This is a genomic window from Acidisoma sp. L85, from assembly GCF_009765865.1.
Classification (GTDB): Bacteria; Pseudomonadota; Alphaproteobacteria; order Acetobacterales; family Acetobacteraceae; genus Acidisoma.
The window spans coordinates 80887-102394 of sequence record NZ_LMUQ01000043.1 but is presented as its reverse complement, the minus strand read 5'-3'; the positions used below and the strand labels follow the sequence as shown (position 1 = coordinate 102394).

At 58.6% G+C, this 21508-nt stretch carries 20 protein-coding genes and 1 pseudogene; 11 read left to right on the top strand and 10 right to left on the bottom strand.

The window, feature by feature from the left end; genetic code table 11:
• The 5 genes from GSQ83_RS12800 to GSQ83_RS12780 form a co-directional block, all read right to left on the bottom strand.
• Nucleotides 1–197 (bottom strand): thiamine pyrophosphate-binding protein (locus GSQ83_RS12800; protein WP_254065653.1); only part of this gene is annotated, 197 nt, incomplete at its 3' end.
• A 351-nt stretch (nt 198–548) separates the two neighbouring features.
• Entirely contained in the window at nt 549–806 is a 258-nt protein-coding gene (locus tag GSQ83_RS12795; RefSeq protein WP_158803276.1) for a hypothetical protein, read from the bottom strand.
• 187 nt (nt 807–993) lie between these two features.
• Nucleotides 994–1767: a manganese catalase family protein gene (locus GSQ83_RS12790; RefSeq protein WP_158803275.1), complete on the bottom strand. Its 774-nt coding sequence runs from the start codon at nt 1765–1767 to the stop codon at nt 994–996.
• A 1656-nt stretch (nt 1768–3423) separates the two neighbouring features.
• The gene (locus tag GSQ83_RS12785; protein ID WP_158803274.1) at nt 3424–3621 is read right to left on the bottom strand and encodes a hypothetical protein; all 198 of its coding nucleotides are present in this window, start codon (nt 3619–3621) and stop codon (nt 3424–3426) included.
• Between the two features lie 619 nt (nt 3622–4240).
• Nucleotides 4241–5242 carry an SDR family oxidoreductase gene (locus tag GSQ83_RS12780; protein WP_158803273.1) on the bottom strand — a complete coding sequence of 334 codons (1002 nt, stop codon included), beginning with the start codon at nt 5240–5242 and terminating at the stop codon, nt 4241–4243.
• A gap of 276 nt (nt 5243–5518) precedes the next feature.
• Between GSQ83_RS12780 and GSQ83_RS12775 the strand changes: the two genes are divergently transcribed.
• The 8 genes from GSQ83_RS12775 (at nt 5519) to GSQ83_RS12740 (ending at nt 14164) form a co-directional block, all read left to right on the top strand.
• Complete coding sequence (locus GSQ83_RS12775; protein ID WP_216850108.1) at nt 5519–6694, top strand: DUF2254 domain-containing protein; 1176 nt, start codon at nt 5519–5521, stop codon at nt 6692–6694.
• A gap of 231 nt (nt 6695–6925) precedes the next feature.
• The gene (locus GSQ83_RS12770) at nt 6926–8176 is read left to right on the top strand and encodes a sodium:proton antiporter (protein ID WP_158803272.1); all 1251 of its coding nucleotides are present in this window, start codon (nt 6926–6928) and stop codon (nt 8174–8176) included.
• A gap of 819 nt (nt 8177–8995) precedes the next feature.
• Nucleotides 8996–9877 carry an SDR family oxidoreductase gene (locus tag GSQ83_RS12765; protein WP_158803271.1) on the top strand — a complete coding sequence of 294 codons (882 nt, stop codon included), beginning with the start codon at nt 8996–8998 and terminating at the stop codon, nt 9875–9877.
• A gap of 36 nt (nt 9878–9913) precedes the next feature.
• Complete coding sequence (locus GSQ83_RS12760; protein ID WP_158803270.1) at nt 9914–11482, top strand: GMC oxidoreductase; 1569 nt, start codon at nt 9914–9916, stop codon at nt 11480–11482.
• Nucleotides 11479–11940: a DoxX family protein gene (locus tag GSQ83_RS12755; protein WP_158803269.1), complete on the top strand. Its 462-nt coding sequence runs from the start codon at nt 11479–11481 to the stop codon at nt 11938–11940. The genes GSQ83_RS12760 and GSQ83_RS12755 overlap by 4 nt, the downstream gene beginning before the upstream one ends.
• A gap of 12 nt (nt 11941–11952) precedes the next feature.
• The gene (locus tag GSQ83_RS12750) at nt 11953–12393 is read left to right on the top strand and encodes a cupin domain-containing protein (RefSeq protein WP_158803268.1); all 441 of its coding nucleotides are present in this window, start codon (nt 11953–11955) and stop codon (nt 12391–12393) included.
• The gene (locus tag GSQ83_RS12745) at nt 12393–13298 is read left to right on the top strand and encodes an SMP-30/gluconolactonase/LRE family protein (RefSeq protein WP_158803267.1); all 906 of its coding nucleotides are present in this window, start codon (nt 12393–12395) and stop codon (nt 13296–13298) included. The genes GSQ83_RS12750 and GSQ83_RS12745 overlap by 1 nt, the downstream gene beginning before the upstream one ends.
• Nucleotides 13295–14164: a VOC family protein gene (locus tag GSQ83_RS12740; RefSeq protein ID WP_158803266.1), complete on the top strand. Its 870-nt coding sequence runs from the start codon at nt 13295–13297 to the stop codon at nt 14162–14164. The genes GSQ83_RS12745 and GSQ83_RS12740 overlap by 4 nt, the downstream gene beginning before the upstream one ends.
• A 2052-nt stretch (nt 14165–16216) precedes the next feature.
• Here the strand turns inward: GSQ83_RS12740 and GSQ83_RS12730 are convergent.
• Nucleotides 16217–16489, bottom strand: a complete 273-nt coding sequence (locus GSQ83_RS12730; RefSeq protein ID WP_158803264.1) for a hypothetical protein — start codon at nt 16487–16489, stop codon at nt 16217–16219.
• A 567-nt stretch (nt 16490–17056) separates the two neighbouring features.
• Here GSQ83_RS12730 and GSQ83_RS31250 point away from each other — a divergent pair.
• Nucleotides 17057–17365, top strand: a complete 309-nt coding sequence (locus GSQ83_RS31250) for an SDR family NAD(P)-dependent oxidoreductase (RefSeq protein ID WP_371418002.1) — start codon at nt 17057–17059, stop codon at nt 17363–17365.
• 150 nt (nt 17366–17515) lie between these two features.
• A complete protein-coding gene (locus GSQ83_RS12720) occupies nt 17516–17728 on the top strand; it encodes a hypothetical protein (protein WP_158803263.1) in 213 nt (70 codons plus the stop codon).
• A 174-nt stretch (nt 17729–17902) separates the two neighbouring features.
• Here the strand turns inward: GSQ83_RS12720 and GSQ83_RS12715 are convergent, their stop codons facing one another.
• The 4 genes from GSQ83_RS12715 to GSQ83_RS12700 form a co-directional block, all read right to left on the bottom strand.
• The gene (locus tag GSQ83_RS12715) at nt 17903–18694 is read right to left on the bottom strand and encodes an SOS response-associated peptidase (RefSeq protein WP_158803280.1); all 792 of its coding nucleotides are present in this window, start codon (nt 18692–18694) and stop codon (nt 17903–17905) included.
• 90 nt (nt 18695–18784) lie between these two features.
• A complete protein-coding gene (locus GSQ83_RS12710) occupies nt 18785–19225 on the bottom strand; it encodes a hypothetical protein (protein ID WP_158803262.1) in 441 nt (146 codons plus the stop codon).
• Nucleotides 19226–19532: 307 nt separating this feature from the next.
• Nucleotides 19533–20009, bottom strand: coding sequence for an ASCH domain-containing protein (locus GSQ83_RS12705; RefSeq protein ID WP_158803261.1), 477 nt, complete (start codon nt 20007–20009; stop codon nt 19533–19535).
• Between the two features lie 296 nt (nt 20010–20305).
• Nucleotides 20306–20479 carry a hypothetical protein gene (locus GSQ83_RS12700; RefSeq protein ID WP_158803260.1) on the bottom strand — a complete coding sequence of 58 codons (174 nt, stop codon included), beginning with the start codon at nt 20477–20479 and terminating at the stop codon, nt 20306–20308.
• A gap of 398 nt (nt 20480–20877) precedes the next feature.
• On the opposite strand from GSQ83_RS12700, the pseudogene GSQ83_RS12695 reads away from it, so the two are divergent.
• Nucleotides 20878–21508 (top strand): annotated as a pseudogene (locus GSQ83_RS12695) (RNA ligase family protein); the annotation flags it as partial.

Genomic DNA, 21508 nt, shown 5'->3' with positions numbered 1-21508 from the left:
CCGGTGAATTTCGCATGTGCGGAAGCCATGAAGGCGGCCATCTCCTCGTGCCGGACCTGGACATATTCCATCTCGTCCTTGGCCTTTTCGAGCGCGACATCCAGGCCACCAACGCCGTCGCCGGGATAGCCGTAGACGCGGTTCAGGCCCCACTCACCCAGGCGTTTCCACACGAACTCACTGACGTTTATTGTCATCACCTAACTCCGCATGCTGGCGAGCACGGCGGCAGCAAGAGACCATTCGGGGCGAGCCTGTCCAATCACGAGACCGCGCGGCTCTTTTTTTTCGCGGGATTAATCCCTCGAGTTCATGGTAAGTAACGGTACCTCCTCAAGCCTCGATCCCGACACTACTCTGCCGCCGCGCGCCGAACTCCAGTTGTACGGCAAATGAAGGCGGCTGCGACAATCAACGTTCGAGCGTGACGGTCGTTCTGTGGAAGAGGGATAGCCGCGTCGATCGAAATAGAGACTGAGGCGCCTAGCACGTTATGCTCGAAAATGACTCGGCAATCGCGTGGTCGGAAATGTTGGTCAGGTCCTTGCTTAGGTTCCGAGTAAGTTTGGCGGCGTAAGGTTCAGACAATCCGCAACGACGCGTACGAACTCGTGCTTGATCTCGGCCTTAGGATCGGCGTGAGGCGCTTTCAGCTGATGCTCGCCTTTTGAGGCATCGCCGTCAACGGAACCGGCGCCCTCTGCATTGAAGGTTTGGATCGTGTGAAAGTGGTCATCGTGTCGGGTAAGGATACGCGCCTTGCCGCCATCGGCAACGACGTACCACGTCTTATCATGTGTGCTCATGGTCGACCCTCACCTGATATTGGAATAAGCAGAAAACAATGTTCCGGCATAAGCCCGCCATTACTAGCGCGCATGTGAGCGACCGAGCTCGCAAGGAGATCGCACAGCCCGAATGGGCAAAGGCAAGCTCGACATCCGAAAACTAGCCGTGGCACTGAACGGAGAGTGAGGACCCCTCCAGGTATGATTAGGATCCTGTGGTCGCGCGCGGCTTCTTATCTTTCGTCGGCATCGTAGAGGCGGACTTTTCGTCATCAGGATTGATCGGTGCAGCAGGCATTCCGCCCATTGGCTCGGGACTCTCAATGTATTCGAAATCGGGTTCTTCATTCCAAGGACCGCGAGCATCATCGCCCTGTGACAAGTTAAAGACTAGCTTGACCGTATCGTCAGGCGGGACATTTCCGAAAAACGGATCGTCCAACTTACCCATCTGGTCGAGTGCCTTCATGAACATCTTGGCATGGGTAATCTCACGGGTCAGCAAGTGAACGAGTGTCTTTTTTGTGCCCTCATCGTCGCACGCCTTGATGAGAGCCTCGTATGTCTGACGAGCACCTGCTTCAGCTGAAATGTTTGCTCGAAGGTCACGAACCACGTTCCCCCCTTCCTGAATGTAAGCAGCCGTCCAGCAACTGCCTTGGCTGTCGAGAAAGTGAGGTCCGCCACCTTTCAATTTAAACAGAGGCGCATCGTGCACAGGTGTCTGGTCGATTTTGCTCGTATGCTGAGCAATCAGCTTCCCGACCATCTCGAGATGACTGAACTCCTCGATTGCGATATCTTGCAGCATATCGCGGATCGCCGCATTTTCCACGTGGAACGATTGCACCCAGTACTGGAGAGCCGCCGTCAGCTCCCCGGTCGCGCCGCCAAACTGCTCTAGCAAGTATGTGCCGAACTTCGCATCAGGCGTACCCACGTCTACGGCGTGAATAAGTTCTTTGCGATGAAGAAACATGATATCTCCTTTTTAGGATTATGCCGCCTGAGGTTCGAATCCTCAGAATTTATCAAGGCGGAGCAATTTATCTCCCAGCGTCAGGAATCATAAAGAATCTTGCCTCGGTCGGAAATGAGAGGCTAGTACACATACTAGGTAGGACTATCACGAGATCATGAGGTCGACCTTCGAAGGAAAGCAGACCTCGCGTCTGCGAAATCGGCCTCATCGACACTTACGGTTCATTTGCTTTGAAAGTTCTCGACCAAATACTTCGCTGACCGGAAGTCTTGGCTCGCGGGCTCGCCACTGTAGTGCGCAGCTAAACTTCGAGTTCAGGTATCATCTCCCGGATGATCCTCTTCGAGCAGTCGGCTCGCTGCCTAGCCACCTATGCAGCCAGTCCCAAGCTCCTGCGGTTTGCGCGCGCGGAAGAGGGCTGGATTCAGGCGGCCTAGGAGCCCCTTCCTGGTTGTCGCACCGCTGAATGCTGCCCGGGAAATCAGAGCAGCCCTCTTCAGCGACATTCCATATAAACCGCCGCGCTCCTCGACCATGTTGACGGTCCACAACGGCATTGATGCCCTCTACCTTACCATTTCGCCCGAAGCGGAAATTGACGACCGCGACGCCGCCGCGCTGCCTTAAGGCATAATTGCTAACAAAATGGAGGACGCCACCGTCATCAGGCAATCCAGGGGCGTTCATAGCCTCCACCACCTGCACCAAGCTTGCGCCCTCCAGGCCGACCAGAAGTTGTCCTGTCAGCTTTGCGCAGGAGATGTCCGGTCGGCCCGGTTCATCCACACCGTCTCCCCAGCAGGCTGAATTGTTGGCGTGGGCCCGGCTGCTTAGCGTAGCCACCAGCGCGACTCCAAGCCAACAACGCATACGCTACTCCAGCTCCGGCTTCGGAATGTTGATGTCATCCTTCCGCGCCAGGAATTGTCCCCAGCAGCAAACGCCAGTCGCGACGCTAGTTCTCCGACGAGCAAATTGAAAGACCCGCCGCCCTCACTCGTTGGAGGCACGACACGTTCGATGAAACCATGAAGATGGCTCCCGTAATCCGCGATGCCAGCTTGGGGTTATCCTGCGTGGACGACGCGAGGTGCCGCCGCCGTATTCTACTACACAAGCGAATAGCCGATGCACGATCGTCGGCGGCCCGAAACCCCATTGCGCTGAGAGACGAATAAGGAACTTCTGCGCCGGTCCGGCAATCTGGACCGGCTGGCCAGAAGGCCGGGCAAAGGTCGGCACGGACGGGGATGCAGCCCCGCCCGTGCCTGACCCGCAGCATGAGGGACTGAAGCCCATGCCGAGAGCTACGAACATAACTACCACAATGTGAGGCGGCACGGGCGCGGCTGCCTTCTTCCTCATGAAGAGCGGTTTTCGCCGGATGCTTTGCCGATGCATCGCTCGCCGGCCCAAACCTCGCCTTGCGTGGGCCTTCAGGTGGCGTCTAGCGGCCACGCGCAACTGGAAGGACGAGGATCATCATCGTGAAGGGTTGGGCGCCTGCCGTGCTCAGCGACACAGGATTGCCTGTACAGAAGGCCGCTGGGGTGGAGCGTCACGTTCGCCGCCATCTACGGGAAACACCATCACTGCCCAGCTGCCTTCCCTCTGTGGCCATAGATTACCCGCGCAGCCCGACGTGCTCCTTCCTCAAGTTTCGGGGGGACTCACGAGGGGCGGGCTATATTTCCCGTCAGCGTCAACATAACGCTCGTCGACCTCTTCCTCAGTCTCCAAAACGGCCTCGGCGTTGAGGCGTATGATCGCATCAGCCGTAAATTTGGCGAGAACCCGTACATTCTCGCCCGCCAGCGGATCTCCCTTGGTAAAGTTATAGACTTTGACCATAAAGCCTCCATTTGTTAACGTGGTACCCTAGTGCTCCCTGTTACGCTGCCGGAGCCGGCACCGATCGAGCCTGCTGCGGCTTAGTTGAAAGTGCTCGATGACTCGGCGATTTGGATCCCTCCGGCCCCAGGGCAAGCCACCGGAGCGGGGCAGCTCCCTCTATGAGACGTGGCACAGGTGCTGGCAGCCATAAGCGAAACGGACGCCGCGCGAGCCAATCCGACCCCTTCGCTTCACAGTGATGGTGGCGCCGAACGGGCTGAGAATGAAGCTCAGCCTTGATGTAGGCAGGGGGGTCATCTGCGCCACCTTTCCGATGCTGCTGCTGTGGCAGAAAGCCGATTAGCCGGATGGTGCCTCCGTCGCGGGCTCGGTCACCAACACCAGAGTGTCCTGCTTATAATGCCGCTGAGACACGGTAACCGCGGCTCGGACCCCCTCCGCCAGCAACCATAATCGTCGGTTCACAGCCACGAAGTCCGGGCGGCTCACCAAAGCCTCCGAATGCGTCGCCGATTGTAGCGTAATCTCCGGATGGACTGCGCATCACACTAACTCAAGGTCGGGCCGACGCGTCAAACGGTCCTCGGCCCGCGACCGCAAGCCCCGCGGTGCCCGCTCAGACGCCGAGACGCTTGGCGATTTGATGAACGCCAGCAACCAGGCCGAGGCCACCGACAGCGGCGATTGCGAAGAACGCCGTGCGGTGCCGGTTGGTAAACATCTCCCACGAACCATTGCGCGCCTTGTTATCGAACCGCCCATGGGCACCATAAGGCCCGGGGACCGGCTTAAACAGGTTTGCCGGCGCATCTGTCGGCGCCGATTCATCGGTGAGTTGCCCAGAATAGCCTGCGGTTGCGAGATAGCGGTCGATGAGGCCGGGCGCGATCCGGTTTGCGAGGATCGCCTTGACGGTCGGAAACCCGACCCAGACATCACGGCGTTTGTGGGTCGCCGCGAAAAAGATGGCGCGGGCCGGCACCTCGGGCTGATAGATGGGCGCGACCGGCTGCGCCCGCTTACCCATCTTGTTTAGCGCCCAATCGAATTGCGGAGTGTTGACAGCCGGGAGGTCAACCATGGCAATATGTATCGCTAGCTTGTCATGGATGATCTCTGATCTCAGGCTGTCGGTGAAGCCGCGAATCGCCGCCTTGGCACCGCAGTAGACCGACTGCAGCGGCACGGAGCGGTAGGCCAGCGCCGATCCAACATTCACGATGGTGCCCCGGTTGCGCGTCCGCATACGCGAGAGCGCCGCCATCATACCATGGACTTGGCCCAGATAGGTAACACGTGTGGCGCGCTCGATCTCCTTGGCCGACAATTTACTGACCGGTGCGAAGACTGTCGCCATGGCAATATTCACCCAGACGTCGATCGGGCCAAGCTGCTGTTCCACCTTGTCGGCAGCCGCCTCCACGGCCTCAGAATCAGCCATATCGGTCGGGATCGGAAGCACACGAACACCATGGCGACCCAGTTCGGTAGCCGCGGCCTGGAGACGATCCGGATCGCGCGACAGTAGCGCGACATCGAAACCTCGACGCGCGAACTCCTCTGCCGTCGCACGTCCCACTCCGGCGCCCGCCCCTGTCACGACTGCGATTTTTGGCATGACATCCTCACTTGAACCGTCGATAAGCGGCTACCAATCATTCGCCTCCCAGTCATATCACGATGGCGTATAGACACATTACGGAGAGTCCAGGTCGCGAGCTTCGACGAACATCATTTTGCCTGAGCGACACTCGTAACAGATTGCTGAATTCAATCGTCTTGCAAAATGCCGCGATGCTCTGATCTATGAAGGTTAGTTCGGCTTCTCGTGATAAGCTTGATGTATTACCGGCAATATCACGTTGCCATGCGTTGGAATCTGAACGGATCAATCGTGAACGCCCAGCTCCGCAAATTTCTGAGCGACCTCAGTGAGAAATTTTGGCTCTTGCCCGGTGCTATGGTCTTTTTCGGTATAATGACTGCAGTTTGGTTGGTCAGGCTAGACCGGAGCGGCTTCGTCCCGAAATGGCTGGTGGAAAGTCCTTGGCTGTATAACGGCGGGGGCACGGGAGCACGTACCCTCCTTGGCGCAGTCGCCTCTTCCACAATTGGAGTTGCCGGCACAGTTTTCTCTATCACGATCGCAGCTCTTTCCCTTGCTGCCGGGCAGATGGGTCCGCGCCTGCTCCGAAACTTTACACGAGATCGCGGAAATCAGTTTACGCTCGGAGCCTTCCTAGGCACTTTCTCCTACGCTCTAATGGTTTTGCGGAGCGTCAGAACTCAGAACGAAGGCGAGTTCGTTCCACACGTCTCGCTCACGTTTGGCATCCTCCTCGCTTTCGTCTGCGTAGCGACCCTTGTTTTCTTCGTTGGCCATATGGCCGGTCGCATCAACGTCGATACCGTCATCGAGTTGGTGAGTGAAGAGGTCCGAACGGCCCTGGAGAGACTGACGACGAAGGAAGCGCAATCGGTTCCGCTCATAACGCCTGCATGGCATGCTGCTACCACTATCGTGGATGAAAGGCGAGGCTATCTACAACAGCTCGACAGCGCCGGACTAGCCGACTGGGCCGACAAAAATAACGCGACAATTCGATTGCTTGTGCGACCTGGGGATTATGTCTTTCCTGGCGCGCCAATTGCTCTCATTGTTCCGTCAATCGACGGAGCCGGCGCCGCAATCCGCCGGGCGACAGCACTAGGATCGCAGCGAGTTAGCTCTTCCGACCTCGAGTTTGCCGTCCGGCAACTCGTCGAGGTCGCGGTCAGGGCGCTTTCTCCGGGGATCAACGACCCCCATACGGCGATGAGCGTCCTGGACAGGCTGGGGGCAGCTCTATGCGACGTTGTCCCACTGCATTTTCCCAATGGGATGTTTCTGCGGGGCACACGGATCGCACTCATTGTCCCGAACACCGATTACGACGGCCTTACGGATACGATGTTCCATCTAATTCGCCAAAACGCCGGAGGAAGTGCCGCAGTGCTCATCCGGGTCCTCGAAGTCCTAACATCCGTCCTGAGTTGTGAGAAAGACCTCAAGAGAGTAGCGACCCTCTAACGACACGCCGACCTTGTATTGGGCGACGCAGAACGAGACATATCAACACCTGCTGACATAGGAGATGTCCGAAGGCGCCACGGCAGGTTTGAAGCGATGCGGGATGGAGGCCCTATGGCCTGTCTCGATGTCTAGTTTGACTATAATCGCAGGCTTAAGACGCGATCGTATCGCCTCACAGATGGACGCAATTACATTGCATTCAATTTCACATCGAAGCCTATCCTCGAGATGACGCCACTTGCTCTGTTCGCCGTCCTATTGACCCTCGCGTCGCTCTTCGGCGTGGTAAATCATCGCACGCTACGGCTGCCTAACACCATCGGCGTCTTGATCATCTCTCTCCTAGTCTCGATGGTGATGCTCGGCACCGATCGGATTGTCCCGGGCTACAATCTGCGAGCGATCTCACGGTCGCTGCTCGGAACCGTCAATCTGCCGCAGACATTGTTAAACGGCGTATTGTCGTTTCTCTTATTCGCGGCTGCACTTCAGGTGGATCTCGGCCAACTTTGGGCGCGCAAATTGACCGTGCTGGCGCTGGCGCTCCTCGGCACTTTGCTGGCGGTTGCGCTTTTTGGAGGAGGAATGTGGCTACTATTCCCTGTCCTCGGCCAATCCGTTCCACTGATCTGGTGCGTAGTCCTCGGTGCTATCCTTGCCCCGACCGACCCCGTCTCCGTCGTCGGCATGTTGCGTCGGGTTGGCCTACCCGCGCCCTTGCAAGCCGTGTTCGCCGGGGAAGCATTGTTCAATGACGGTGTTGGCGTGGTGATCTTCGGTGTCGCACTCGGTATTGCGACCGGGGATGGCTCGACGGCTGGCGGGACCGCAATCGTATCTCTTTTCTTACTACAAGCCGTCGGAGGCGGACTGCTCGGCTTGATCTCGGGGTGGCTGACGGTACAAGTCATGCGCCTCGTCGATGACGCTCACCTTGAACTCACGATTTCGCTCGCTTTGGCAACAGGCACGTTCAGCTTGGCGAACGCCTTAGGCATGTCGGGCCCGATCGCCGTCGTCGTAGCGGGCCTGACACTCGGCTCTCGCCGGGGCCTAGCGGCAATCTCACAAACCGGCCGCAAAGAACTCACAGCCTTCTGGTCGGTCATCGATGAAGTGTTGAATACTCTGCTATTTCTCCTCATTGGCTTCGAGGTCGTCGCTATCGCCTTCCATATGTTCCACATTGCCGCCGCGCTGCTAGCGATTCCGCTTTCCGTGATAGTGCGCGCGATTAGCGTCTTTCTCGCCACGCTTCTCACACGTCTACGCGGTGCCGATCGCGGCCGCGCTCTTGTCGTGCTCACTTGGGGAGGCCTGCGCGGCGGCATCTCGGTCGCACTTGCGTTGGGATTACCTCCGGGCCACGAGCGGGCCACCTTGCTAGCTGTTTGTTATGGGGTGGTGGTGTTCACGATTGTCGTGCAGGGGCTGACGATCGAACGGGTGGCGAGACGATTCTATCGAATGGAGAGGTGACGACAAGCGCCAAACCATGTGGATGGTGGCTTATACACCGGGTCAAACCCGTTCTAATTGGGCAATTTTTGCGGGCACCCATAAATCGCGAAGGGCTTTCTGCGATCATCGGAGTCGAGTTCGACTTTGCGTCGGATAAGATGGTGGCGGGTATTTGTGCGTCGTTTTCGAGCGGCCCTTCGATCCTATCTGAGTGCGACCTCTTTGCTCCCGGTCGCCGGCAGAAAATGACGATCATGGATCGTTCGGAGGTGCGGCGCTGAGAACCTTTCCCAGAGCGGTCATGGGCTAAACCCGATACCTTTGACGACCTTCGATGAGCGACACATCGTGGTGCGACTTGTCTCTGAGCGCCTTCGTAGGCGGTCGGACCCGCGTTCTATCTTGGTTCAAATTGTTTGGTCCTGAGTTCGACGAAAAACTCGCCGGGCTCGGCCTGAGCCTGGGCATGCGGAAGCGAAATTGCGGTTTCATCGGCGCGATGTCGACTGCCGCATTGCCCTCGGCGACCGACGCATCTTTGTTGACCTACGCCCCGAGACCGCGCCTCGCCCCCTCGCCCGAGCTTCTCCCGTAGGGAAGAGCGGATGTCTAAGTATTTGTCCATGTCGCCGATTGCAGCCTTGTTGTCCTCCAGAGTGGCGTCATATCCTGCTCCGGTGGCGAAGAGAGCGCTTGTCGGGCGCTATCTGATCGCTACGAGAGGACGCAGAAAGCGTGCACGCCGAGCGTTCTAGACCAATCTACCTTCTTTGCAGGTCTTAGCTCTCGCGGTGACTGAGCGAACCCTCCTTCTTCAGCTAGGAATAGGAACCTTCAATGGCTGAAGCGCAGGTCAATCCCAAAGACCCAACGGCACCAGCCGCCTTCGACAGCAATCGGGTTCCTCATTTTGCCTACGATCCGGTTTTGATGGGCCAGCCAGCGCTCGTCACCGGCGCCAATTCTGGGATCGGCAAAGCTGTCGCCCTAGGCCTCGCGCGCGCCGGGGCGGATGTCGTCGTCAACTACGTGACGAACCCTGAAGCCGCCGAGGAGGTGGTGCACGAGATCGAAGCCATGGGTCGCCGCTCCATCGCTCTGAAAGCTGATGTCAGCCGGGAGGATGAAGTCGAGAAGATGTTCGCCGATGCCATCGCATATCTTGGAACTCTGCACATTGTCGTGAGCAATGCGGGCCTGCAGCGGGACGCCCCCTTTGACCAGATGACGCTGGAGCAATGGAATACCGTTATTGGGATCAACCTGACCGGGCAATTCCTCTGCACGCGCGCCGCTACGCGTGAATTCAAAAAGCGCGGCGTGGTGCCCGCCGTGTCACAGGCGGCGGGGAAGATCATTTGCATGAGTTCCGTACATCAAGTCATTCCCTGGGCCGGCCACGCCAATTATGCCGCATCCAAGGGCGGCGTCATGCTGCTGATGAAGACGATCGCGCAGGAACTCGCACCGCACTTCATCCGCGTCAACAGCATCGCACCAGGTGCGATCCGCACTCCGATCAATACCTCCGCCTGGAACACGCCCGAAGCCTATGCGGATCTCATGACGCTGGTTCCCTATAAGCGGATCGGCGAGCCCGACGACATCGCCCGGGCGGCTGTCTGGCTTGTATCCGATGCCGCGGATTACGTGACCGGGGCAACACTATTCGTGGATGGCGGCATGACGCTCTATCCAGGCTTCGCCACCGGCGGCTGACTCTCAAGACGTCCTCAATGAATTTGGGAGACCACCATGACGACAGAGCGATACGACGTCATCGTCATCGGAAGCGGACCAGGCGGTGCTGCACTCGCGCAGCGCCTCGCGCCCACAGGCAAGCGCATCCTGATCTTGGAACGCGGGGACTATCTGCCCCGCTCGCCGGCCAATTGGGATTCCAAGACGGTCTTTGTCGACGGCGCCTATCAGGTGGACGAGACCTGGTACGGCCGGGACGGCCAGAGCTTTCATCCCGGCCTGCACCGCTTCGTCGGCGGCAACTCCAAAGTTTATGGTGCCGCCCTGTTTCGGCTACGCGAGCAGGACTTCGAGGAAGTTCGGCATAAGGACGGCATATCGCCCGCCTGGCCGCTCAAATATGATGTCTTCGAGCCCTATTACACCGAGGCCGAGCGCCTGTTTCACGTCCATGGACAACGTGGTGAGGATCCGCTCGAGCCTCCGACCAGCGGACCCTATCCTCATCCGCCCGTGTCGCATGAGCCGAAGATCCAGGCTTTGCACGATGGTCTCACCAAACAGGGCCTACACCCCTTCCACCTTCCTCTCGGCATCCTTCTAAATGAGAAGAACGGCAAGCCGACGCCCACCAGTATCTGTATCCGCTGCGATGCTTTCGACGGCTTTCCCTGTCTGCTCAACGGCAAGGCGGATGCCCAAGTCATCTGCATCGACCCGACTCTCGCGGCACACTCTAACGTCACGCTGATGACCGGCGCCTATGTGACCAGGCTGGAGACCGACCCAGGAGGCGGGCGCGTGTCCAAAATCATTGTTGAGCGTGAGGGCCGTCAGGAGGACTACGCTGCCGAGGTTGTGGTGGTCGCTTGCGGTGCCCTTTCTTCGGCGCTGTTGCTGCTGCGCTCTTCGAATGATCGCCATCCGAGGGGACTTGCCAACGGCTCGGACCAGGTTGGCCGTAACTACATTCGCCATAACATGAGCGTGTTGATGGCGATCATGAAGGAGCCGAACCACACAGTTTTTCAAAAAACATTGGCGCTGAGCGACTACTATTTTGGGTCTGATGACTGGGATTTCCCCCTCGGCCTGATCCAGATGTGCGCAACCTCGCACGCCGAGCAAATCAAAGGCGAATCACTACCCGCTTGGCTTGAATGGTTGCCCAACATGCCCTTCGAAAAGATGGCCGAGAATTCCATGGATTTCTGGTTGCAGAGTGAGGATCTGCCGCGACCCGAAAACCGCATCTACTACGACGGGGACCGCGTCGTGCTCGACGTCACCGAAACCAATATGGAGGCCCATCACCGCCTCAAGAAGAAGCTTGAACGGATGATGAGCGCGATCGGCGCCCATCCGGTGCTGGTGGAGCGCAGCCTCTATCTCGGCAAGAACATCCCCATCAGCGGAACCGCCCATCAGGCAGGTACAGCGCGCTTCGGCACGGATCCGGCGACATCCGTGCTCGATCTCGACTGCAAGGCCCATGAAGTCGACAATCTCTATATCGCCGATGCCTCCTTCTTCCCTTCGATCGGTGCGGTAAACCCGACGCTCACCATCATCGCCAATGCGCTGCGTGTGGCCGACCGCCTCAAGGAGCGCCTAAGCGCATGACGCTTTCCTGGGTCGCGACCCTGGCGATACGATACCTGCTGGTGGTGTTGTTCTTCCCCTTCAGCGCCCTCGACAAAGCCCTGAATTTTCAAGGTGCAGTTGGTCAGGCGCAGCAGGTGTTTTCGGCTCGGCCGATGGCTGTGGCCCTTATCGCGGTCGGCCTCGGGGTTGAGGTGGTGATGCCGCTTGGGATCCTCACCGGTGTCGCGGATCGGCTGGCGGCGTTTATCATGGCCGGTTATTGCGGGGTCACCGCCCTGCTCTTTAAGCGGTTCTGGGAGCCTGGGGACTTCTGGGCGCATGGCGACAGCAAGGGCCGTGACATCTTCTGGGACTTCCTCAAGAACTTCTCGCTCGCCGGCGGCTTTTTACTGATTACCGTCGGCATTAATGGTGCTGGTCTCCTTGCCTTTCTGGCAAACCCGGTTGCCTCGTCCCACCCCTATATTGCCCCCTGACAGAGGTTTGCGATGACCGACAAGCCGAGCGTCCCTTATTGGCATCTCTGGCGCGACGAAGCCGGCGTTAGTCATCAAGGGCTGTGCCATCTGACCGCGTGGGAACTCAAAGGCGTCGGCAACGCCGCACCCCAATGGAACGACAGGCAGCAACGCTCTGACGCCACTGTGGTCTTCACCGTGCAGCCTGTCGGCTGGGTCGGGGAATGGCACGAGAATCCGGCGCCACAATGGATCATTGTTATATCCGGTCGTTGGTGGATCGAGGCGATGGACGGCACGCGCATCGAACAGGGCGCGGGCGAATTCTCGCTCGGTGAAGATCAGGGCTGCGTCGCGAATGCGCAGGGCCGCAAGGGCCATCGCTCGGGCACGATCGGCGATCAGCCCGCTGTTTTGATGACGGTTCAACTCCATGTGCCGCCGGTCTTGGCGCCCTGTCACCTCGCGTGATGGACGGCATCGAGATTATCGATCGGAGCTTCAGGGCGCTTGTTCTCCCCAATGCACCGCTAGAGACGCTCGGCGAAGGGTTCGGTTGGCTGGAAGGCCCGGTCTGGTTCGCTGATCTAGACTGCCTTCTGGTGAGTGACCTGCCGCATGACCGCATATTGCGCTGGACGACATCGAGCGGCATCTCCATCTTCCGCCAGCCGAGCAACTTCGCTAATGGCCATACACGCGATCGCGAGGGGCGCCTCATCGGCTGCTCCCATCGCGGGCGCTGCATCACACGGACAGAATGGGACGGTCGGGTCACCGTGCTCGCGGACAGCTACCAAGGTAAACACCTAAATTCGCCCAATGACGTGGTCTGCAAATCCGACGGCACAGTTTGGTTCAGCGATCCACATTACGGCATCAATACCGATTACGAAGGCGGCAAACAGATCGCGGAGCTACCCGCTTCGCTCTACCGTTTTGACCCACGCGATGGCAGCCTGCGCATCGTCGCCGATGATTTCCAGGGTCCCAACGGCCTTTGCTTTTCACCAGACGAGCGGCTGCTGTATGTCGCGGAGAGCGGGTTGCAATTTGCGCCTGACCCAGTGCAGCACATCCGGGTGTTCGACCTCACAGATGATGGAGCGCACCTCACCCATGGCCGCGTCTTCCACCACATATCTCCGGGCTTTGCGGATGGCTTCCGCTGCGATGAGGATGGGCGGATATGGAGTAGCGCTGCGGACGGGGTTCATTGCATCGACTCCTCCGGCGCATTGCTGGGTAAGATCAAGGTGCCGTCCCTCGTCTCCAATTTGACCTTCGGCGGCCGTAACCGCAGTCGGATGTTTCTCTGCGCTTCCCACACGCTCTATGCCATCTACGTCAATGTTCGGGGCGCCGCGCGGCCATGAGAACAGCTGTGCGGAGCCTGGCGCGTGTCAGCTTCACGGTGTCTGACCTCAACAAGCTCACGCGCTTCTACTGTAATGCCTTGGGTTTTTCCTGCCTTGACGAAGGCCCCGTCCCAATCTCCCAGCTTCGGGTGCTTGGCCTCGAGGGCCCTGCCAACCGAGCACGTCTTCAGCTCGGCGAACAAACGCTCGAGCTGCTCTGCCCCGCGACACCGGGACGTGCTTATCCCGCGAACAGCGGGGCAACTGACATCTGGTTCCAGCACATCGCCATCGTCGTGAACAACATGGACGCCGCCTATTCTCGGGTCTGCGACTACCCAATCACGCACATCAGTGTAGATGGTCCGCAGCGTTTGCCGCCTTCTACTGGACGATTACGAGCCTTCAAGTTCCGGGATCCGGACGGGCATCCTCTAGAACTCATCGCCTTTCCATCTGGCACGGGCAATGCTCGTTGGCACCAAGAATCAACATACTCGGCCTTCCTCGGTGTCGATCATTCCGCTATCGTAGTGCGGAATGCCCGGCGTAGCCTCGCGTTCTATGAAAGCCTCGGCTTTTCAGTCCTGTCGCGCACCCTCAACCAGGGTCCGGAACAGGATCGGCTCGACTGCACACCCGCAGTCTCCGTGGATGTGATCGGTCTTCGACCTGGCGACGCGAGCACCCCTCATGTGGAACTTCTCGCCTATCAACGACCGCCCGTCTCGCCTTGGTCGCGGCCGCTCAGAACCTCAGATCTCGCTTCGGCGAGGCTCGTCTTGACGGCTCCGGACCTCTTCGCACACGCTGCTGAGCCGGGGCACGAGGGGTGCGCCGTGCTGCGACATGATCCCGATGGTCATGCACTCCTTTTCGAGTGATTGGCGTAATATTCATCCGCTGCTCCACGGACTCGCGACAGGTTCGGGCAATCCCAACGCGAAACGGCTGTCTGAGTATCGCAGAGCCGACGCTCCAAAAAGGATCCAAAGCAGCTGAGAGAAGTTCCCTGCCGCACCACTCTCGGATGAGGCGGAGGCGGCTTATAGGCGGCTGGACCACGTCTCTAGCGCATGCTGATCAAAAGGCGCCCGCTAAAGCAGAAAAACTTGCCGTCTGATCTATTTGCACCGTTGACGGCTGCCAGGAAAATCAGAGCATTGATGACCGACAGAGGTCCACTCAAACCCCATTTCACCGGACTGCCCTCGTCGATCCACAGAAGCACGGATGGTCGTCACACGGCCATTTGCCCCGAAGATAAACCGGACGGCCCCTGACCCACCCCCCACGCCGAAGGCGTGATTGCTTAAGAAGCTGATGTTATTGCCCGAGATGCTGCCAGAACCGCCCATCGCCCGGACGACCTCGCTCCGAGTCGCATTTCGCATGCTTAATAGAAACGGCTCCGTCAAAGCCGTGCAGGTGATTCCTTGGACCGTGGAGTCCGGGGCTGCATTCCCCCAACAAGTTAAATCATCTGAACGAGCCCTTGCGAACCCGGCTATAAACACGGCGGCCACCACGGGCAGATAACGCCAAGTCACGGTTTTGCTTTCCTCACGTCAATACTACGCCCGCCATTCTTGGCAACGGCCTCGATGCCGGGGGCGTTTCCGCGTTGCTACGAAACGTTAACGTCCGCTACCGGGCCGTCGCCGACGGCGTGTACAGGACAGCTGTAGCACCTTGAGCGGAAAGGTGCACCAAGAGCCTCCCAAGTGGCTGGAAACCGCGGCACACCGCGCCGAGCCTGGCTGACAATGCGTTGTCCGAATTCCCGAGCACGTCGCGGAGATCGAGCTGCGCTTGAGCAGCCCGCGGTGAGATGAAGAAACGAGCCTATCTTGCTTTGTGCGCTCCCCGAAAGGCTAAACGCAAGGCAGCGAAAGCACGAAAGCTGCCGCGGATGATTCCTAATCCGAGCGGTAGCTGCTCGTCCTCAGCCCTATCTCAAATTACGGCGGAATTCTCGGTTCGGATCGAACCGGCATGTTTTTTCCATCCACATCTGGCGATTACCCGGACCCGGATGCGCTAGTTATTTGCCTTAACAACGAGCCGACAGGTTGCAGAATACCAGGCCGTATGTCCCATGCCAGCAGCTTGAGATCAGAGCACTGATATTTCCATCGTCTTCAACTAGCAGAATGCGCAAGCGTCTCATAGTCGTTGGTTAATTTTTGTCCACAGGAGGTATTGTTTTGCCTGTCCCGGGCTCATTAGGAACATGCCAGCGTCCGCCATGCCCGAAGAGCCCGCACCCGACGACCCTCACTTGTTTTGGCTGCGTGAGGTGATTTTGGGGATGTGCATGCCGACAACAGCGACCTGACAATGCGGCAGCTCGCCGTGCTCTTACTCTCAGGCACAACAAAAAACCCGTTGTCGGTTTGTCGGTCGTCAATCTCGCGTTGATGCTGAACATTCAGAAGCCCGCAGTAACAAGGGCGCTCCACGCCCTGAGCGAGGCGACGCTGGTCCGTCGTTTGCCCGACCCGCTGCACAGAGGGTCCTCCTTGCTACAGACTACACGGTCGGGTGAGGCGTACTGCCGGCGGGTAGCGAAGCAACAAAGGTGAACCCATCTGATTGCAAGAACGGAAAGGTCACATTCTAATCACGTGGGTCGAGAATTCAGCCTAACCGCGCTCGGATGGAGGCGGAAAGTGCGGCGCCCAGTGGCTGATCCAAATGTGCGCGGCAAACGTTTCCGCCCTAAACTTGACAGCGCCGCAATGACGAACCCGAGCGTGATGTTTAGCACGCCTCGAGAGGCAGTGACCCAATCGAGAGGCTTGCAGCAATCGGTCTCGCACGCCGCCGGCCCCACCAAACCGATGTCCGGATAAAGATTATCCGCCTAACGCGACCTGGCCCTATGCTCTGCCGCAGCCTCGCGAAAGCATCGTAGCTTGCCTGGCACCACCGGGTTAAGGCAACGGTGTAACCTTGCCCGAGGGATCGACACTGAAACGGCTCTCGCTTCCGCCCTTGCTGCCTTCGCCCATCCAGCTTCCGTCCTTCTCCTTCGTGAGGCCAGACATCATGCTGTATCCGGCGACGCCCGCGTCATAGAGGGCTTGCTGTTGAGTCACGCCGGTGGGGGCAGTTTTTCCCGGATCAGGCGGGTTCGATTGGGCAATAGCTGCAGCCGATGATGCGGTGAGTAGCAGTGCCGTTAAGGCGAAATTAATGGTCCGCATAGCGTTTCCTAATCAAACGATTGGCTCCGCGTCCCCTGACGCGCGTATGACAGTTATTCCTGCCGAGGATAGATGGGAGGGGTCTTATCACCGAAGATTTGTAACGAATGCTCTCTCGTTCGATCGGCCTAACAAGCGCTCTCGCAGAATGCAGTCTTCACGGGTTCATCTGACGCGAGCGGTATGAAGAAGCTAGCGCCGACGAAAAGCGGCGGTCTGTCTTCGCACTTTGATGACGTCGTTGTCCCTTCCGGGAGGCGGCGAGATGCCGGTCGCGTCGGCTTTCCCGTTCGCAAATTGCATCGTGCGTCAGCTGAGGCAGTCCATCGGGCCACCTTAGCGGCCGAGATCGCGCTGCTGCTCGGAATCCCATGCTCCCGGCTTCCCGCTCTGGTTCAGTTCGGTTTAGTCGGTATCATCTTCCTCGGTTCGCGCTGCCCGGCGCGCTTCTCTCCGCCGCTCGCTCGTCATTGCGGCGGCCCGGCGTTGCATTTCCTTCTGCCGCTGGAAGTGAGCCTCCTCGAGCCCAGCTAGATCCTCGGGCGTATAGTACTGATCGAACTTCCGATGTCTGCTCGATACAATTTCTCAAGACATTGTCGCTTGCGGCCTATATGCTTCGACGTTGAGATGATGACATCCGCATATGCGCCAGGTTGTCACGACGGCTGTAGCTGTTTGGAGCTGATGATGGTGGGACGCCTTCAAGGAAAAGTTGCGCTTGTAACTGGCGGTGCGGGAGGAATCGGAGCGGCCATCGCCGAGGCCTTCGCGCGCGAGGGCTCGGATGTCGCTATACTCGATTTAAGGATCGATGACGCTCAGTCGGCGGTAGATCGTATCGCTGCCCCTCACTGCTTGCACAAGAAGTCTTGAAGTCAACACGCGATAAGGGTGCTTCTCGCGTGTTGATAATGTCGAGTTAAAGGCTCGCTGATCGTTATAGCGAATCGACTTCGTTTTAACGCTAGGCTCCCGGCGGCGATAAGGCTCTTATGTTGCGGTGCAGCATGAAGGGAGCTTCCCGTGCCCGTATTTGACGCGATTAACGCTGATCTCACGACTTTTACGCACTTGGCGGCAAACTATCGTCAAGCCTGGGAAGACCGCCGCGCAACTCGTCGGGAGTATTTGCGGATTGCAAATGAACTCTCGATGTATACTGACCGCGAGCTTGGCGAGCTTGGATTTGGCCGTGCAGATATTCACGCCATTGCTGCAGGCACCTATCGTCGATGAAGACAGAATGATGGCGCGGTCGCTTCTTGGTTGACCATGGAGGCCTGAGTTCGCTCCTATCGCTCTAAGGGCAGAGGAGAACGCTTTTGCGTCCGACAAAAATGTGACGTGCCGGTCCTAGCCCTCGTGGCTTGATACTCAAGCGCGCGGTCTCGTGCTACGGCCGCGCACCTGTCACACAACCCGCCGAGGAGCATTCTCCACGAGCGCTATCGTCGCTGCATCATCGGGCAGATCCGGCGTGCCCTCGAACAGTGGTAAAGGCAGCGCAGCATGCGGTCTGCTGGCCTCGCCAGCAAGATTGATCAGCTCCATCGTACCATCCTGCTTCTCACCCGTGAGCCCCACGCGCAGGGATCCGTTTGGCAGCGGTCTCTGCAGCCCGCATGCCTCGCCCCACGCCGCGCGCAGCCACACCTCGCGCTCCTCTTCCGTCGCCAGAATAACCGGCATGGCTTGGGGATGCACAACGCCAACCTCGGCGTTGGCTTCAGTGGTCAGGAATCCGAAAAGATCTGCGGTCACCTGGCCTTCCTTAAGCTCCCGAACCGACGTCCAGCGCGTCCAAATGCCGGCGAAGAAGGCAAGCGGCCGATCCTCACCCAAAGCGAACCAGATGGGCTGACGGGACCCGCCCGGCGTCAGTTCGTTTTCACTGAAGCTGGTGAACGGCACCAGGCACCGGCTTTCCGGGTTCAGCCACCGTCGCCAATGGGGCGATTTGACGTTGCGAATGTTGGTCACGCCACTATCGGTCTTCTTGCCCTTTAGCGCGAAGATTGGTGAGGGCATGCCCCAGCGCGCCAAAGCCAGCTCCCTGCCATCGGGAGCTTCCCGCACGATCGGTGCTCCGTAGTCGGGGAAGATACCTGGCAGCGACGGCATATTGCCGGTCCTATCGGTCATTGCCTTGGCTAGATCCCGAATCGCGGCCTGACCTTTTGTGACGCTATAGAGATTACAGATATCGATGCTCTCCAGTTGGTAGTTGGCAGTTGGCAGTTTGACGCTATTGCTCCCCTAATAGCTTAACATCAGGTGTCCGGCGCTCTTTACTTATTGAGGGCCCGAGACGGTCATCGCCGGCACCGTCCCCATCGCCTCCAGCTCTGGCGGAAGCTCACCATCGTCATCGAAATCAATGGCCAGATCGGCTGTCGGCTCGACCAACTCCGCCGCGGTGAACTCTATCAGCGCAACAACATGCGCCGCATTCACGGTGGCCAAGGTCGCACCGGGGATTGGAGCGCCCAGGTAGTGTTTGGACTGCCAAGCCCGATCGACGCCCTGGGGTACGCCTGCGCTGTCGAGCAGCACGTCGATGAGTTGCGTGCCCTCCGACGATTGAGCGACGGCCGTGATAGAGGTGACCCGCATTACGTCACCCGTCGTCAGGAGCAACCCAAACGAGCCGCGCTCGCCGATCATGCGTCCGGAGAACCACGCGGGTAGAAGCTCGGCCGCGTGATTGGGATCGGTGATGCGTGTCCAGGGCAACGGATTCGTCTTTCTTTTGCGTCGATTCAAGCCTTCGCAGATAATCGTGGTCGGCGATCATAATTTGTAAAGGGGAGAAAGGACGCAAAGTCGCAGCTTGCAGCCCTTTGTGGAATGCAATTTCCTCTATTTCCCGACGGGTTTGAGCGATTTCGAGCGGGCCAAAAGGCAAAGTCTAATATTGCAGCTTTCCCCTCTCAGTTTCGCACAAGCTGAGCCGATGGAAAACCGTTTCGCGCGTCTCTTTTGATGCTGAACCATCGTCAGCTCCTCGGTTCCGAAAGCTTGCTTATTCCCTGGTGGCAGATCATCCGCCCTCAAGGAGTGCTGGAGGCCACACAATGACGAAGCGCTCGAAGACCGTTTCCACCTCGTCATGCATAGCGAAGCCGCACTGATGTGACTGACGCGCAAAAAATCGCTGATGTTCAGCAATCCAGCTGGAGCGAGTCCGATCTCTTTCGCCTTCATCGAAAGCGAAAGCGTCGTCGACCGAGAGTAAGGTCCCGAGCCTGAGCTCCGTTGTCCTCCAGATGCATTTCGGGTGACCCTCCCCATCCGTAAGCACAACGAAACCACCGATTTCAGGTATCGGCTTACCGTTAGTCAGGTAGACTTCGAGCAGTCCGGCCGTCGCGCGTTTTCGGCCAATGACGACCAGTTCAGCAAGTTCCGTCGCCATTGAGGGTGTATCGCCCAGCGCGACGACCTCATAGCGAGCATTGCCGCGCTTGGTAGCTCGACAGAAGGAATTCCAGAAAGACTCTGTCTCATCGGTTTTCATTTACGAATTCCAGTCGTCTGACGGCACGCCTTGCCCGTTACTGGCGCGACTGATGCGTGTCGGCTTCCACAACAGCCATAGATCAACGCGTGAGAGATGTAATATCACGTATTGACCTCACGGTTTCGTATAGTGCGATCAGCGAGTTAGCTTAGACTGGGCGGTTCCAGGGCGAGCTGCCATTCGGATTGCAAATGCTCAGTGCGCAATCCAATGATATCGATACGTTAGCGCTGCGGGCCAATTTAATTAATCCGACGTCAAAATGGACTGCACTGTTTCGGCATTGACTTGCATCATCGACCTTCTGCCTCGCTCGCCGCCGCAAGCAGCGCCGCCGCAAGCAAGCGGGCCTGTCCCACAGTCATGCCCACATCGTCGAAGCTGACCGGGGTCGCCAGCACGATCTCCCGTCCGATAGTCTCGATCTCGATCTTGCCGACATCTACTTCTACGGTGCGCGCTGTCATCGCCGTGCTCCCATAGTTCTCGGAGACCGTCGCAGGTGAATGCGGCTTGGGAATGGCGCAGTTGGCCTCCGCTGAGGTAGCTGGACCACGATGGTTAATCACAAACTCGTGGCACAGCATCACACTCGCGGTGCCCGAAAACCCAAAGATTCACGCGTTGCGAGCGGCTTGTAGAACAGTGCTGATGCAGCGAAAGCACGTCGTCCTGATCTGGTTATGGCAACCTATCTGCCTGACGCGATCTGTGAATTATGGCCAGAACTGCCGCCGATCGTCCGCCGCCTCGTGACCGTGCTCCCGCGCCAGGAGCAGTTTTGGGACGCTTCCCGCTTACCCAGGTGCCGCAACTCGCTGCCGCAGCCTCGGCCGTTCCAGAAGGTCCTGGGTGGCTTTCTGAGTTGAAGCTGGATGGCTATCGACTCCTCGTCTGGGTCGACCACAGCCGCGTGCGTCTCGTCACCCGCAGTGGCCATGACTGGACTGAGCGCATGCCGGCCCTTGCCAGGCGCTTCCAGGCCTTACAACTGAAAACCATATTGATTGACGGAGAGCTCGTCGCGCTTCGAACAGATGGCGCACCAAGCTTCCACGATCTGCAGAACTCCCTGACGCATGGTCGGGACCGGACCCTCCACTTCTACTCATTCGACATCCTGCATCGGAACGACTGGGACCTGCGGGATTGCAAGCTCATCGATCGGAAGCGCGTCCTCGAGGGCGCACACAAGTGGGGCGGCTACCTGCGCTTCACCGAGCATGTCGATGGTGATCCCGCCGCTCTTCTCGCCGAGGCGCGTCGCTTGAACCTAGAAGGCATCATCGCCAAACGCGCCGACGCTGCATATCGACCTGGCCGGCGGCCGAGCTGGTTGAAGATCAAAGCCATTGGCCGGGAGGACTTCGTCGTTCTCGGGCGGATGCCTCCAGGCGGTTCACGTCAAGGTATCGGGTCGCTCGTTCTCGGCTTCTATGATCCGCTCGGTCGCTTGCACTATGCTGGGTCAGTCGGAACGGGCTTCTCCGATCGTG